Below are 15,347 nucleotides of genomic sequence, written 5' to 3' on the forward strand. Positions count from 1 at the left end.
GTAAGAGTAAGGGTAAGAGTAAGGGTGAGGGTGAGGGTGAGGGTGAGGGTGAGGGTGAGGGTGAGGGTGAGGGTAGCGAGTGGGACGGGATGAGTGTTGAGCGTGCACACGGGTAGGGTCGTTACCTTCGGTGACGACCCTACCCGTGTGCTACCTAATCAAAGACACCGCGGAGGTGATTTTCTTAAATGCCAACTCATACCGTTCATGCATCGGGCATGAAGGCAATTAATCTAAGACTGCATCGCCGTCTCTTAACGCCTGCTGCAGCTCGGCGATGTTAATATCGCCCGGATTCAAGCCGTGGCGAATCGCGATGCCTGCTGCTGTTCCGGCAGCTTGCCCAGTGGCCATGCAGCTCGGAGTTAGCCGAGTGGTAGCTAATGCTTCGTGAGTAGTGGAGATGCATCTTCCACCTGTCAGCAGATTCCGGATACCTTGCGGAAGCAGACAGCGGTATGGAATGTCATAAGCGCCGTCGCCTTCAACCCATGCGGCTGTGACGCCTTTGCCTGACGGATCGTGGATGTCGATCGGATATCCGCTGCGCGCAATTACATCATCGAAGCGTCGGCCTTCCACGACATCTGCAACCTGAAGCGCATATACGCCATCGATGCGTCGTGTTTCCCTGACTCCGATCTGCGCACCCACCTGTGAAATAGATGCTCGTTCAAAGCCGGGTAAGCTCTTAGTCATAAAGTCAGCAACCTGCATGACCTGCTTGCGCCCCAAAGTTTCCGCTTCAGTCAAGTCCTCGATGTTAGTCCCGTCCATCCCCTGTACCCGCGTGGTATTCACAAGCACCTCATCCTCATTCGGACCTGTAAAGAACAAAACCTGATCGCGATTAATAGGCAGGTTCGCTTCCTTCCAATGCTTGAAATAGCCCATTACGCCAGACAAAGGCAAATCAGGCAGCTCGGCGAACGGAGTTTTTCTATAAAACTCGTCCGGATGGTCCAGCATATATTGCTTAACCTTCGCCAGATCGACTCCTCGCATACGAAACTTCATCGTCATCGGTTGTGTTTTGCCGTCCTCCTCACGCCCTTTTAAGCAGGGAGCTCCTGATAAATAAGCGATATCGGCGTCACCTGTTGTATCGATGAAGATGCTGCCCTCTACGTTGAAGCGTCCGGATTTGCCAGTAACCTGAATCGATTGGATATGCCCGTCGGTCACTTGGACAGCATCAGTGAAGCTGTGTAGCAGCAGCCGAACTCCGGCTTCCTTAAGCATGTCGACGGCTAATATTTTATAGACCTCCGGATGGTACGGCGTAATAGTGTGTACGAATCCGACGGTATCCCGTAAGTGACCTGGCGAAGCCCCTTGAGCGGCTAGACGGTCAATAATTTCTTGGCCTAACCCTCGTATTACCTGCTTACCAGCAGTTGTGTGAAAGGTCATCCAAGGATACACTAATGCTGCGGTGGACATTCCTCCAACAAAGCCGTAGCGTTCGATAAGTACTGTCGATGCTCCGCTCCTTCCCGCTGCAATAGCGGCACATACACCAGCGGGGCCGCCTCCAATGACGACAATGTCTGCTTTTATAGTTTGGCTAGCTGTGGACATTCGGTTCACTCCTTGTGATTTCATCATGAATTGGCTTCAGTATAAAAGAAAATTAACATTAAAATTAGTTTAACTTTAGTTTAAAATATAGTTGTATCCATACGAACCTGAGAAGGGGAGGGAAGAAGCCTTGTCGAGAAAAAAAAGTGTCACTTTAAAGGATTTAGCCGATGAGCTGGGCGTCACGATTCAAACCATTTCCAAAGCGCTTCGGGGTCATCCGGGTATGTCAGAGGAAACGAGGCAATTGATCTGGCACAAGGCCAATGAAAAAGGTTACCGGACCAAAGAGCAGCTGCGGCAGCTGGAACAGGATCGCATAGCTCCTTATCCTCTATTTCAGCGCAGGTTTGTACTGGTGCAAAGTGAGCAGTCGCTCGGCTTTCACCGGCTCTTAATGCAAGGGCTTCATGAGCGGTTTGCTGAGTATGGACACCGCATCACTCCATTGGTACTGCCGCAAAGCTTGCAGCCTGCGCGATTCGAGGAATGGGTAGAAGAGCAGTCGATTCTGTATGCGGATGGAATTTTTATTGCTCCACGCGTGACGCCGGACTGGTTTGAAGGGCGGCTTTTGCAACTGGATGCACCGCGAATATTACTGAATTATCCGCCGCCGGAAGCGAAGGTGGACAGTGTGGTGTGGGATGTGTACGAAGCGATGTACGTATGCGTTCGGACCTTACACCGTAAGGGACATCGTAACATTATGTATGTTGGTGACATAAGCTCGCAGAGGGGATTTATTTTGCGCTGGCAGGCGTTTGTAGAAGCAATGAAAGAGGTCGGAGGGGACACCCGCATGGAGCAGCATGTTATTGAAGAACGTCAAACTGATGAGCAGTGGCTGGACTTAGTGGAGCAAAGATTCAAAGAAACTACGCCAACAGCGATTATTTGTGGCATAGATGAGGATGTGACTCCGATCTATTACAGGCTGAAGTCCCTTGTGGAGATCCCCCGGCAATGCTCGTTCATTGGGTTTCTTAATGAGCCTTCGACAATGCTGCCATTAGTGGACAGGCCTTCGCTGCTTATTCGTGAGACGGGCTATCGGGCGGCTGATCGGATGCTATGGCGTATTGCGAATCCTCAGCAGCCATATGAGCATATTCGACTGAGGGCTGATTTTCAGCATGGAAATACGGTGGCTTTAGCCCAGAGATGAGTCATGCCAAGTAATGGGAAGGATGATCAGCTGCTTCATATATAGTAGCAATTACACAAGTTGACAAGCTTTCTGGGCGGGTGTACTCTGAACATAGAAATAGGTCAATTTACCTAGTGATATCAGGTGCAGGAGGCGGATAGAATTGAAAACAGAGTACGAACACGTGAACTCAATGAGGAGTCTCGGACTTCAGGAGAGCGGCTTGGATGCTTTGAGTGCGGGCGGTTTGCTTAAGAACAGCATGCACTTTTGCCCGGTACAACTGGGTAAGCGTACGAATGTTGGCCTTTGGATTCTAATGGGAATCAGTCTGGCCACTGCGGTTTGGTTGAATTCTACAAATTACCACCCAGCACTGTTAGGGATATATGCTGTACCGGTCATTATTTTCTCTTTATTTGTGATGAATGTATATTGGGTAGGTGCATTCGCTGCGGCTGTGGTTGCTTTGTGGCTCTATTTCACGGAAGCTGGCTGGATTGCAATGGCAGGCGCGGGAGGCATGCTGTTAATGGCTCTGCTTATGCAGCGTGTTGTGATTGTGTCCAGGCGTAATTTCCAGCAAAAAGCAGAATACGAAGAATTGTTTATGAATACGATCTTATCCTTTTCCAAAACTATTGATGCTCGCGATCCCTACACCTCGTTTCATTCTAAGAATGTGGCTGGCTATGCACAGAAAATCGCTACAGAGCTGGGGCTGTCGAAGCGGGAGGTAGAGGCTGTACATCTCGCTGGATTAATACATGATATCGGCAAGATCGGAACACCTGAAAGCATTCTGCAAAAGGAAAGCAGACTGACGGATGAGGAATTCGATATTATGAAGCGTCATGCGGAGGATGGCTATCAAATTATAAAGGATATCAAACGGCTGCAGGAGCTTGGAGCATCTGAGATGATCCGACATCATCATGAGCGTATGGACGGACGGGGATATCCTCTTGGTTTGAAGGGGGACGAAATTCCTCTGGGAGCACGAATTCTGGCAGCCAGCGATGCCTTCGACGCTATGACGACGAACCGTTCCTATCGGCAGAAGCTGTCTATTGAAACAGCAGCCGAAGAGCTGCGGAGGCACAGTGGTACACAGTTTGATCCACAGGTGGCTGACGCGCTCTTAAAGATTCTGGTACGAGAAGAGATAATACCTGCGGAGCAGCGGTTAGAACCCGACCTACAGTTGGCTGCGTTGCAAAAAACATACTGAATGAAACGAAACCGCCATACAGAATCAGCTTATTTAAAGGCCGATCTGAATGGCGTTTTTTTTAGTTGAATAGAATAGAAGCTTGTGTACTGTGCTGCACTCAGCATTGACCACCAGCCAGCTGATTCCCAATGATGGCTCAGCGGTTGGTATAAGAAGTGAACGTGTTGTACAGCATCGAGGTCAGGTTCAACCCGATATAATCGGCACCCCATGCCCGGTGCTGCTCCAGCGTTGCCCGATCAGGGGCCAGGATGCCCACGGGAACCCCATATTTGCGGCCGGAAGCAAGGACTTTATCCCGCATCGCTTTGAGCTCGGGATGATCCGGTTGGTCCGGGTATCCGGCGCTGACAGATAAGTCGGTTGGTCCGACAAATGCAAGATCGATGCCGCTTTGCATGATACTGTCGACCTGCTCAACCGCTTGCGGTGTTTCAATATGCACGCAGACGAGGACATCATCATTGCTTTGCTGTAAATAGCTGCTGCCTTTGTTTCGGCCGTATTGTGCGGCACGTACGGAGTAAGCAACTCCCCGGTTGCCTAGCGGAGGGAATTTGGCGGCTGCTACCACAGCCCGGGCTTCTTCTCCCGTGTTAATCTGCGGCACATGAACACCCTTGGCTCCACGGTCAAGTGCTTTAAGTATTTCAGAGGGTGCAGAGCTGACGACACGTACAATCGGAGTGACGCCCGACACTTCACAAGCGCGAATCATTTCCTCTACCTGTGACCAGCTGAAAGAACCGTGCTCATTATCAATGAGTACGAAGTCGAAGCCGGAATGCCCTAAAATTTCGGCTAGAGCTGGTGAATAAATACCGACAAAGCAGCCTAGTGCGGATTTGCCTTCTTTCATCATTTGCTTGATAGGGTTACTCATAGCTTGCTATCACTCCTCAATTAAGATTGTAGGATTTATATGTTCGAAATTATCCGTTAAACTCCGCAAGTGCAGCAAGCAGTGCTTTAATGTAGCCTACGGAATAAGTCCAAGCCAACAGGTGGTTGTTGTCATCCCCCTCTAATTGCGGCATATGGTCAGCGTTCAAACAACCGTTAAACCCTATTTTGTGTAAAGCCAATACGATTCTGAACATATTCATATCGCCATCATCCAATAGCGCTTCTTCAAAGCCATAGGCTGTCGCCAGGCTGCCCCTGACATTGCGCAAATGTACAGAAAAGATCCGGCCCTTGCGCCCGTAATTCTGGATCTCGTCCAACACGAGTGAGGATCCCCCAGCCTCGCCCCTTGTCCCTACACAGTACACATAACCGACCCTTTTACTAGGAAAAGCATCAATAATCCTGTGGAAGCCAAGGCTGCTATAGGGCATTCCAGGAAGCGGGGTATCCGTGGGATGCATAGCCAGCAGCAGCTTATGATCTTCAGCAGCCGGAACTAATTGAGAATAAACATCACAAAAGCGGGACCACCAGCGTTCCTGTTCCTCTTTGGTAGGTAGTCCGGTCATGATGTTGGCCCAATTCTCGCCACGGGCTGTCAGACCACCTCGCTGTTTGGCGCTGTACATGACATTTTTATCAAAACGGTTATCGCCTTGAATTCTTTGCCGTACCATGGGAATTCCGGCTTCGCCGAATGCTTTCATAGCCAGGACCGAATGCTCAAGCTCTTGCTCAGAGCTCTCTAATTGCTCCACAAATCGGCTGGATATATCCGGTAAAGTGACACGGTTAATGTCCATTCCCCAGAATTGAATTCGTTTCTTGAGTTTGAGAAGCTCGTCCAAATCAGGGTAGCCTTGTTCCTTAACCCCTGCAAATGAGGATCCGTTGCCAAAGTCAATGCAGTCAACACCAATTTGCGTTAGCAGCCGAAGATGGCTGTCCGATACATCCGTTCGAGTGAGCGTAACTGATACTTTCAACTGAGAATCTCCTCCGTTTCTGTAAGGAAAGCCGATTAACTAAACCTATTCTAGGGTGAATAACATGTCGATTGTACCATGAGGACAGTTTTTTGAGAACGTTTTCTTACGTAAAGACTATTCGTGAGTCCTTTGATATTTTGCCTCGAGGGTCATGAATGCTCCGGCCAGTCCATATATTAGTTTTGTATGGTGTGGATTGCAATTTTATATAAATGGAGTGAGTCTTTTGAGTGGACAACCGGCGGTACAGCAGTTAGTTTTGGATATTTCAGGGATGACTTGCGCAACATGCGCAGCACGAATAGAAAAGGTTGTGGGAAGGATAGACGGCGTGGAGCGGGTGAATGTTAACTTAGCGCTGCACCGGGCGTCATTGGCCATTATTCCGGATAAGACTAGTATGGAGCATATTGAAAGCAAGATTGAGCAGCTGGGGTTTAAGGTTCGTAAGCGAAGCTCTTTCACGTCGAAACAGGAGCTTCCGGTTGATGCTGATGCTTTTGAGATTCGACGCACGGGCATGCGGTTTATGATCTCTTTTATTATGATGCTGCCTTTTATTTGGGCGATGGCTAAGCATCATGGTTTCTCCTCATCGTTATGGGTTCCTGATTTAATCATCAACCCATGGTTTCAATTGGCCTTGGCGACTCCAGTACAGTTTATAATAGGCCTTCCTTTTTATATTAAAGCGTTTCATGCTCTGAAAAATGGCAGCGCCAATATGGACGTACTGGTTGTAATGGGAACTTCAGCCGCTTACGTATACAGTCATTATTTAATGTTTCATCCTAGCCTTGGTCATGTTGGTCATGCTGCTCACGAGGCATCAGGTATGGGTCAGCATGCGGCGCTGTATTTCGATGCTAGTGTGATGATCATGACCATAGTATGGTTTGGTAAATGGTTGGAAGCGGTGGCCCGCAAAAGAACGTTAGGCAGCTTGCAGCAAATGTATGCACTACGACCCGTAACGGCGCATGTGGTCAGGGGAGGCCAAGAGTTTCGGGTTCCATTCGCTGAGATTTTCAGTGGAGACCTTCTGATAGTGCGGCCAGGTGAAAGTATTCCAGTCGATGGTTATGTAGTTGAGGGCCATTCCGCTGTTAATGAGGCTATGGTCAGCGGTGAGAGCATTCCGGTAGACAAACAGCCCGGAGATCGTGTAATTAGTGGAACTATTAATACTAACGGTGTACTGAAAGTGAATGCAGTTGAGGTAGGCGGAAGTACGACATTAGCGAAGATGATTGGTTTGATGGAGGAAGCTCAGACCTCGAAAGCTCCGATTCAACGGCTGGCGGATACGATTTCCGCTGTATTTGTGCCTATCATTATTGCTTTAGCGTCAGTCGCTTATGCCATATGGTACTTGTTTCTGGAGCCAGGTGAAGCAGGGGGGGCATTGGAGAAGGGGATAGCGGTGCTGCTTATTGCCTGTCCATGTGCACTTGGATTAGCAACTCCAACTTCGATATTGGTTGGTTCAGGCAGAGCAGCTCACTTCGGAATTTTATTTAAAGAGGGCAAATATTTGGAAATGGTTCCTCGCGCAGATGTACTGCTTCTGGACAAAACAGGAACCATAACCATTGGAGTGCCTCAACTGGTAGGTGTTATGGCACTGAATGGATCTGAGTCTTCGCTGCTTCGCACGCTTGCTGCAGCAGAGCAGCATTCGGAGCATCCGTTGGCCCGTCCGATCGTGGAGGCAGCGAAGCTTAAAGGGTTAGCGCTGCCGGATTGCGGGAGCTTCGCAGCGATCCCAGGGCATGGCATTCGCGCTAACGTAGAGGGTCAGGTAGTGCTGGCAGGCACTCGGAGATGGCTGCTGGAGCAGGGTGTGCCGCAGCTTCCCGCATTCAGTCGCATCGAACGATGGGAGCAGCAAGGCTGCAACATTGTATTTGTAGCTATAGACGGCGTATGGGCGGGTGCCGTAGCTTTAAGCGACACAATCAAGCCAACATCACGCAAAGCCGTGCAGCAGCTTACCGCGCTTGGAATCACGGTGATGATGGTGACGGGAGACCACCGCTCCACTGCTGAGGCAATAGCAAGACAAGCCGGAATCCGGCATGTCTATGCTGAACGGCTGCCAGAAGGCAAGGCAGCATTGGTTAAGGCGCTCCAGGATCAGGGCAGCAGAGTAGCCATGGTGGGCGACGGTATTAACGATGCTCCTGCCTTGTCTGCGGCGGATATTGGTATTGCTGTAGCCCGCGGAACCGATATTGCCAAAGCGGCGGCAGATGTCATATTGCTAAAGAACGATCTGAACGGATTAATCCGTATGATCCATATTAGCCAGAGTACGATGCGCGTTATTCGGCAAAATCTTGGATTTTCGCTGCTTTATAACGCTATGGCGATTCCTTTTGCTGTGAGTGGCTATCTTGCCCCTTGGATGGCTTGCACGGCTATGGCATTCAGCTCGGTAACCGTGTTGTGCAATGCATTAAGATTGCGTCGCGCTTAATAGTTAACTAAGTATCTAGCTTCTGTTCCGCTGCTCACTACTAACCTCACTAATTTTTCGCATACACTTCCAATATGATTACACGAAACTAACTATTATGCACATTTTATTAATAGTTAGAAACTGTTGCAGGGGAACTTAGACTGACTCTAAGGGAGTGTTCATTATTGTAAATATGGACGGTCTTATGTTAGCTGCATTGACTGGCATTCTCGGTGCTCCTCACTGCATCGGTATGTGTGGGGGAACGGTTAGCGGCTTTGCTCTTAATGCCGAAGGAAGTGCATTTCGTGCGGTTTCGGCCTACAATCTGGGAAGAATAACGACCTATACGGGGCTGGGGGCACTTATGGGGACTGCGGGCTCCTTCGTTGAAACCGCAGGAAAGCTCGCTGGACTGCAGGGGATAGCCAGCATTGCAGGCGGTGTGTTTATTTTGCTTTGGATTTTCAGAAAATACGCGATTCCTTTGGGGAGATGGGGGCCTTTACGAATTCCTTTTCTCAGAAGCTTATCGCTTAGGCTAAAAAAAAGTAAAGAAATGGGAGCAATATATGGCAGCGGATTACTGCTTGGGTTTATCCCGTGCGGGATGACCTACGCGATGCAGATGAATGCAGCAGCCAGCAGTGAAGCGTGGAGCGGAGCCTTGATTATGGCTGTGTTCGGGCTTGCGACGCTGCCAGCGCTGTTTTTTGCCGGCTTGTTCGCCGGAGTATTCAAGAAATCACTGCGCGGTAAGCTGCTCTGGGCAGGTCAAGCTGTAGCCGTATGGATTGGGGTCTTATCAGTGCTGCGCGGTATGGCTGCAAACAGCTGGATTCCCAGCATACATCCATGGTTATGGTGAAGTATTCCAACAGAAACAGGAATTACATTCATCTATCGGCGTACAGTCAAAAAAGGATGCTCGACGGTAAAAGTCCGCCCCTCTAATTGCACCTTGACTTCGGCCGCCGAATTCCCAGCCATCAACGGGATCCCGTCTCCCTGATAAACTCCTGGCTGAATTTCCTTAGCTTTAACGGTACTCGTTCCACAGAACATATCAGGCATGAAAATAGTAATGTCTACCGCTGCGCCACTTACGGGGTGTTGATTGGCTTGGTGAATCGTTACGGTGAACGCATTAGGCTTCAGCATGACTGCCTCGGTAGAATTTGCCAAACTCACTTGAAACGTGTAATTGTCCTGCGCAAGCTCTGTTGTTGGCCGGTATGAGGGGGAGGCCGCACCTATACCAGCTCCTGTCAACAGCCATCCAAAAAATGCTATAACAGCAAGCACAGCAGCACAACAGAAAATCATGTTACCCCGGTTTATGCTCATCTAACCACCTGCTTTCCCTTCGGCGTAAGAGATGATATAACGTAGCCTGTATTGCCTCATCGAAAGGGATTCGAATAGAAGCCCTTCTAATAATTATCGCGGAATGTGAAGGTTTATGCCTTTTTCGATTAACAAGTAAAACCTGAGACTAAGCTTAAAAGCGTATGTTGCTACGTTAAGATGAAAATTGGGAGGGGGTTAGGTGGTTATTTAGTTATTTGGTTACGCCGCTGTTAATCCAAGAAAGTGAAGGACTTGTTCCTTTATTTCCTTGAAAGACACAAAAATAGAAGCATAACGGAACAGCCAGTTCCGTTATGCTTCTGTTTTTGTGTAAAGTGCTCATAAACAGCACAAATAACGGAATTCTGAATTCCGCTATTGCTTAAAATTGAAGCTGGCAGCTTGAATAACGGAACTCACAGTTCCGTACAAATTCTTCAGGGTACTGTTGGTCTTGCTTTACGCAACTGGTCTTGCTTTACGCAACTGGTCTTTGCTTTACGCTCTCGGTCTTGCTATATGATACTGGTCTTGCTTTACGCTACCTTGATCTTGCTTTACGCTACCTTGTTCTTGCTTTACGCAACTTGCCTCACTTTACTTTACTGCGTTAAGCTGAGCCTGAATCCAACGTCTTGCCTCTTCTATCTGAATCGGCATAGCTGCGCGATCCTCCCATAAACCGTGGAACATTTGCGCTACAGGAGGAAGGTCAAGGTTAGCTTCCTCCAGCAGATGAGGATGCTCGCAGAAGAGCTCTCTTGGGCTCATATTTCCCAAGCAAGCTCCATTCTTCACAACGATTACATGATCGGCCCACTCGGCAACAAGCTGCATGTTGTGAGTAGCGATAATGACGGTTTTTCCATTAGTGATGAGCAGCTCCATAATTCCTTGGATATGCCTTTGTCCGGAGGGATCAAGGAAAGCCATAGGCTCATCCAAAATAACTACGTCCGTATCCATAGCTATAACACCGGCAACAGCTACCTGCTTCTTCTGTCCGAAGCTCAGCTCACTTGGATTAAGGTCGGCCAGATGAGTGACACCAACCAGCTCCATACTCTCCATTGCGCGCTGTTTAGCCTCGCTTGCGGAAAGGCCCAACTGTGTCGGTCCGAACGCCACATCATCCTTCACAGTCATCGATATGATTTGGTCATCTGGATCCTGAAATACAACTCCAACCCGCCGTACTAGTTCTGCTTGTGTTTTCTTATTCAGTCGTTCGCCTTTGAACAGTATTTCACCGGATTCCGAGCTGAATAAGCCATTCATATGGAAAATTAGCGTTGATTTACCGGCTCCGTTTGGGCCGACAATGGCTGTTTTTTTGCCGAGGGGGATTGCAAAGCTGATTTCATTCAGAGCTGCCGCCCTATCCTGCTTGTAGCGATAGCTTACCTTTTTAAACTCAAAGACGGTACCAGCCGGGCTATCCATCATGTTCTCCATATCCCCGCTATCCATCTTATTCTCCATATCCACCCTATCCGTCTTATTTACCATATCCCCGCTATCCATCTTATTCTCCATATCCGCGAAATCTGTCTTATTCTCCACATCCACCTTATCCATCCAAGATCACCGCCCTAAGATATCATAAACAAAAACAATCAATACCGGGATCAACCAAGCCGGCATAAGAGCCCAATCGGTTCCTGTTGCCGGAGCAAGCTCCAGCTGAGGAGGGATGCCTCTATAGCCCCGTGACATCATCCCCATGTATATCCGCTCGGACCGTGCAAGCGAACGAAGCAGCAGATTGCCGAGCAGCTGCGAGAGCGTGGCATAGCTTGACCATGAAAAGAAGCTGCGCTGCTTCATCCCTCGACTCCGAAGAGCTTGAAACATTCGGACGGCTTCCTCACGGATCACATCTGTAAAGCGCAGCGTAAAGAGGATGAGCTCAATAAATATTCCCGGTACTCTTAGCCGAACCAAAGCCTGGAAAAATTCCGGCATAGTCGTCCGGTAAAACAGCAATGTAAGCAGCTGCAAGGTGAAGAGTAACCTCGTGGCATAAATGGATGCCTTTTCCACCCCATACATAGATATGTCAAGAAAGCCCACTTCAACAAGGGAGCGGTCTTCATACAGGGAGAAAAACAGCAGGGAGAACACGATAAAAGGAAGCGCAAATCGCAGCCGACGCCATAGAAAGGAGAGAGGGACTCGGCACAAGGTCAGCAATAGCTGCCCATATGCAAGCAGAAAAATAAGCGTATCCAAATGCTTGATGGAGACGCCCATAATAATAAGTAAAAGTACTATTATAATTTTATAAGGCGGATATTGAATAAGAAAGCTCATTGGTTACGCCCTGTAAGAAGTTTGCCAATCAGAAGGAAGAATCCGAAGGTAAGCGCAACTCCTAGTATTCCTGCCAAGCTTGAGGAGAACCATGATTCCATCCCAGGAATCGCATAATCAGGCAAAGGAGAAGGTAGAATGCTTGCGGCAGCATGTTCTATGTAGCCTGTTTCTTCACCTGCTTTTTCAAACCCATCAGGACTTGATGAAGCAAATAGCGATATGAATCCTCCGATAACCAGCGAAACAATAAACCAGCTTATAATATTTTTTTTCATTGAGTCAACGACTCCTCTTGTCTAAGTTGAAACGATGACCGAAGTGCGAACGGAAGGACGATTGCCGTAATGATGCCTTCTCCAATTCCGATGAAAGTATGCCAGAATAATAATGCTTTTACTCCTGTACCGAAAGGTACTACGCCAGATAAGGCGAGCTCAATTGCGACTACCAAGGTAACGGTCTGGACGCTGAGCCAGCTGGTTATAAATATTTTTACCGATCGCGAAATGAAGGAAACGGACCGCAGGAGTCGGTATACAAGCGCAGCAACACCGGGAGCTAGAATGGCCATGTTCAGCAAATTAGTGCCTAGAGCGGTAATTCCTCCGTCCTGAAAGACGATTGCTTGGATGGCAACTACAGTAGTCATAATGAGTGTAGCTGGCCAGAAACCGAATAATAAAGCGGCTAAAGCCCCTCCAATAAGATGACCCGAAGTCGCTGCTCCCAGTAACGGGAAATTAATCATCTGCGATGCAAAAATAAATGCGGACATAACGCCCATAACGGGTACGGCGCGATATTGCAGCTTGCTTCTGGAATACTGTACGCTTTTGGCGAGTACAGCCACTGTAACAATTGCAGAGGACGCCCATACTTTGGGATCCAATATACCATCAGGAATATGCATAGTTCATTCTCCCAATTTTATCGTTTAAAAAGCAGTTTTATCATATCACTGTGGCACGAACGTGTAAATAAGTAACACTAATTTTGTCAATTTTTACAATGTGAAGAGGTAACTCTTAGTGGTAAATTATAGGTACATGTTAAGGGGGGATGATGAGCGTGGAACGTAAACGAATATCGAAAACTACTCTAGATGCATCTGTTATTTGTTTAGGGACATCTAATATAGGAAGTACAATCAGTAACGAGGATTCGAATGACATTTTGGAAACTTATACGGCAAATGGCGGTAATTTTCTGGATACGGCAGAGGTATATGCAAACTGGTTGCCGATTGAGCCTAACAGCAGTGAGCGTTTTCTTGGCAAATGGATGAAGGAGCAGGGAAATAGAACCGACATGATTGTAGCAACAAAGGGGGGGCATCCGCCGCTGGACCAAATGTCAGTTTCCAGATTATCGGCAGAGGAAATCCGCAACGATCTCGAAGGAAGCTTACTGCGGCTCCAAACTGACTATATTGATCTGTATTATTTGCACAGAGATGACCTCGCTTTGCCTGTCGAAATGATGGTTGAAGCATTGGAATCGCATGTCCGCAAAGGGAATATACGCTATTATGCCTGCTCCAATTGGACGTTGTCACGGATGGAGGAAGCTCGGAGATACGCAGAGGAGAAGGGCTATAATGGATTTGTGGCTGTAAGCAACCTTTGGAATTTAGCGGAGGTAAACGAAGGGACTGTTGGGGACCCTACTGCGGTTATTACGGATCGCGAGCTGCTCATCTGGCATAAAAGTACGGGTATGCCGCTTATTCCCTACAGCTCGCAAGCGAATGGTTTTTTTAGTGGGAAATACCGCAAGGGGATGGGGATAGATCCAGCTATTGCAGGCAAAAATGCATTCCGTAAGTACGGCAACGATACCAACTTCGCGCGTTTGGAGCGTGTAGAGCAAGCTGCCAGCGAACAGGGGGCCACTTCGAATCAAATTGCGTTAGCCTGCCTCTTGAAGCAGTCTTTCCCTGTATATCCAGTAATAGGCTGCAAAAATAAAGAGCATTTAATCGACAGTCTAGGTGCAACCAATATTGATCTTACTCCCGAAGCCGTTTCGTATATTGAAGGGAGAGAGCATTAGTTTTCTATTAAATAGGAAGGAAGAAGAGTAGTGCTAATTACTTGCGTTCTGTGATACAATGTGCACAGAATAACCAATGAAGATTACAATGTTTACAGAGAGGTATCTCACCATGGATAACAAGTCATTGTTGGTCAAAATGCGCGAAATGGAGCAACAATATATAACACATTGGATTGATGCTTTGTATAACCAATCCTCAGGAGATACCAATCATGAGGAACTATCAAGAAGAGGACAGTCTTTTTTTCAGTATATTACGGATTGCCATATTCCTGCTGACAATCATCCTCTATTGCTTGAGGCGGTGAGTTGGGCCGATAAGGTTGAAAATCATGAGGACCAAATAAAGTGGATAATAAATAACTCGCATTTGTGGCGGAGTGCATTGCTAGAAGTAGGCGGAGACACGTTGTCTTTGGGGCTTTTTAAGCAGATTAGTTCTAGAATCGATCATTTTGAAATCGTGCTGTGCTGCTCCTGTTGGGAGAAAGCAAAGTCGCGAATTAAGGAAATGGATGTTGAATTTGATAGGTTTCACGAGGATAGAATCAATCTGATTGGTAAAATGGCTTCCAGTATGGCGCATGAAATTCGTAACCCGCTCACCTCGATCAAAGGATTTCTAAAATTACTTCGTTTAGGGATTCATCAACAAGCATTTGAAAAGGCAGACACCTACCTCGATTATATAGAGCATGAGTGTGATAACATTTTGATGCAGGTAACTGGGTTTCTCAGCTTTTCCAAGCGCCCGATTATCGAGGAAGAATTGGTATGTGTATCAGCAAGACAAATTCTCGATACTAACATATCACTGCTTAATCCGCGACTTATTGATGAAAATGTCGATCTGCTGCTTACTGTGCCCGAAAAAATGAAGTTAAAAGTTCAAAAATTGGCAATCCAGCAGGTGCTGTCGAATCTCTTAAACAACGGTATAGATGCTCTATCTGTCCTTAAATCAAATAAGAAAATGAGTATTTCCTGCTCTGAAGACAGCGCTTACAACTATATTCGTGTGAGTAATAACGGGCCCTCTATACCCGCGGAGTTAGCCCAAACGATCTTCACTCCTTTTGTGACCAATAAAGAGCACGGAACAGGGCTAGGCCTTGCTATATGTAGGCAAATCATGACGAAGAATAATGGGGATATTTCCTTTACAAGCAATGAATCGGAGACAGCATTCCTGCTTAAGTTCCCTAAAAAAGGGAAGGCGCCAGAGCAAGGGGTACAAGTTGTTGTTTAGCTGGAAAATAAAACGCCTGCTTAAGAGCAGGCGCGAGTTAGGTTGAGATGTAG

The 15,347-nt window shown here is 47.6% G+C and carries 14 protein-coding genes; 6 read left to right on the plus strand and 8 right to left on the minus strand.

The features are described from left to right. Nucleotides 1–228 precede the first annotated feature (228 nt). Entirely contained in the window at nt 229–1,581 is a 1,353-nt protein-coding gene (locus GC093_RS24065; protein WP_171654461.1) for an FAD-dependent oxidoreductase, read from the minus strand. A gap of 130 nt (nt 1,582–1,711) precedes the next feature. On the opposite strand from GC093_RS24065, the gene GC093_RS24070 reads away from it, so the two are divergent. Together GC093_RS24070 and GC093_RS24075 are read left to right on the plus strand one after the other, a co-directional pair. Then, complete coding sequence (locus GC093_RS24070; protein WP_171654462.1) at nt 1,712–2,749, plus strand: LacI family DNA-binding transcriptional regulator; 1,038 nt, start codon at nt 1,712–1,714, stop codon at nt 2,747–2,749. Between the two features lie 145 nt (nt 2,750–2,894). Further along, nucleotides 2,895–3,962, plus strand: a complete 1,068-nt coding sequence (locus GC093_RS24075) for an HD-GYP domain-containing protein (protein WP_171654463.1) — start codon at nt 2,895–2,897, stop codon at nt 3,960–3,962. A 139-nt stretch (nt 3,963–4,101) separates the two neighbouring features. Here the strand turns inward: GC093_RS24075 and GC093_RS24080 are convergent, their stop codons facing one another. Next, nucleotides 4,102–4,848, minus strand: coding sequence for an HpcH/HpaI aldolase family protein (locus GC093_RS24080; protein ID WP_171654464.1), 747 nt, complete (start codon nt 4,846–4,848; stop codon nt 4,102–4,104). A gap of 49 nt (nt 4,849–4,897) precedes the next feature. Then, a complete protein-coding gene (locus tag GC093_RS24085; RefSeq protein WP_171654465.1) occupies nt 4,898–5,860 on the minus strand; it encodes a mannonate dehydratase in 963 nt (320 codons plus the stop codon). A 220-nt stretch (nt 5,861–6,080) separates the two neighbouring features. On the opposite strand from GC093_RS24085, the gene GC093_RS24090 reads away from it, so the two are divergent. Beyond that, on the plus strand, nt 6,081–8,342 hold the full coding sequence (locus tag GC093_RS24090; RefSeq protein ID WP_312886601.1) for a heavy metal translocating P-type ATPase: 2,262 nt from the start codon (nt 6,081–6,083) through the stop codon (nt 8,340–8,342). A 157-nt stretch (nt 8,343–8,499) separates the two neighbouring features. Continuing rightward, a complete protein-coding gene (locus tag GC093_RS24095) occupies nt 8,500–9,192 on the plus strand; it encodes a sulfite exporter TauE/SafE family protein (protein ID WP_312886602.1) in 693 nt (230 codons plus the stop codon). A gap of 32 nt (nt 9,193–9,224) precedes the next feature. On the opposite strand, the gene GC093_RS24100 is transcribed toward GC093_RS24095, so the two are convergent. The 5 genes from GC093_RS24100 to GC093_RS24120 form a co-directional block, all read right to left on the minus strand. Then, complete coding sequence (locus tag GC093_RS24100; protein WP_171654467.1) at nt 9,225–9,671, minus strand: FixH family protein; 447 nt, start codon at nt 9,669–9,671, stop codon at nt 9,225–9,227. 600 nt (nt 9,672–10,271) lie between these two features. Further along, a complete protein-coding gene (locus tag GC093_RS24105) occupies nt 10,272–11,252 on the minus strand; it encodes an energy-coupling factor ABC transporter ATP-binding protein (RefSeq protein ID WP_246315197.1) in 981 nt (326 codons plus the stop codon). Nucleotides 11,253–11,258: 6 nt separating this feature from the next. Beyond that, complete coding sequence (cbiQ, locus tag GC093_RS24110) at nt 11,259–11,987, minus strand: cobalt ECF transporter T component CbiQ (RefSeq protein ID WP_171654468.1); 729 nt, start codon at nt 11,985–11,987, stop codon at nt 11,259–11,261. Beyond that, nucleotides 11,984–12,265 carry a PDGLE domain-containing protein gene (locus GC093_RS24115; protein ID WP_171654469.1) on the minus strand — a complete coding sequence of 94 codons (282 nt, stop codon included), beginning with the start codon at nt 12,263–12,265 and terminating at the stop codon, nt 11,984–11,986. The genes cbiQ and GC093_RS24115 overlap by 4 nt, the downstream gene beginning before the upstream one ends. Next, complete coding sequence (locus GC093_RS24120) at nt 12,262–12,900, minus strand: energy-coupling factor ABC transporter permease (RefSeq protein WP_171654470.1); 639 nt, start codon at nt 12,898–12,900, stop codon at nt 12,262–12,264. Before GC093_RS24120 ends, GC093_RS24115 begins: the two co-directional genes overlap by 4 nt. Nucleotides 12,901–13,058: 158 nt before the next feature. Here GC093_RS24120 and GC093_RS24125 point away from each other — a divergent pair, with 158 nt between their 5' ends. Both GC093_RS24125 and GC093_RS24130 read left to right on the plus strand, forming a co-directional pair. Next, nucleotides 13,059–14,042 (plus strand): aldo/keto reductase, encoded by a 984-nt coding sequence (locus GC093_RS24125; RefSeq protein ID WP_171654471.1) that lies wholly within the window; start codon nt 13,059–13,061, stop codon nt 14,040–14,042. Between the two features lie 112 nt (nt 14,043–14,154). Beyond that, a complete protein-coding gene (locus tag GC093_RS24130) occupies nt 14,155–15,294 on the plus strand; it encodes a sensor histidine kinase (protein WP_171654472.1) in 1,140 nt (379 codons plus the stop codon). Nucleotides 15,295–15,347: the final 53 nt, after the last annotated feature.

The organism is Paenibacillus foliorum, from assembly GCF_013141765.1.
Lineage (GTDB): Bacteria > Bacillota > Bacilli > Paenibacillales > NBRC-103111 > Paenibacillus_S > Paenibacillus_S foliorum.